A 358-nucleotide genomic window follows, 5' to 3' on the forward strand; every position below is an offset into this window, starting at 1 on the left:
TCGTTCTTCTTCATGTCGATGAGACGCATGTTCGCGCATATCAAGCGCTTCGTACGACATGGGCAGAAGTAGGCAATCAAAAACAAGTGCCAAGCTACGGTCATCACGCCCATGTTTCCATTTTTGGTGCAGTCGACGTGCAACAAGGGGACGTCGTGTTTCATCGTGCTTCATCCGCCAATGCCGAGACGTTTCTAGACTTTTTACATCTGTTGAAAGAGAAATATGCAAATCGATTCATCGTGCTTGTGTTGGACAACGCGCGTATTCATTATGCCAAGATGGTGCGAGCATTCCTTGATAGTCAAGAAGGTGCTACTTTTCACTTTATCTTTTTGCCACCGTATTCCCCACAGTT

1 protein-coding gene is annotated in these 358 nt (G+C 46.1%); it reads left to right on the plus strand.

The genetic code is table 11. From position 1 onward, the window contains the following. Positions 1–358, plus strand: a 358-nt coding sequence (locus K1I44_RS15110; RefSeq protein ID WP_219986638.1) for an IS630 family transposase, incomplete at both ends; no start/stop codon positions are given.

Source organism: Anoxybacillus sp. ST4 (assembly GCF_019448545.1).
Taxonomy (GTDB): Bacteria; Bacillota; Bacilli; order Bacillales; family Anoxybacillaceae; genus Anoxybacillus; species Anoxybacillus pushchinoensis.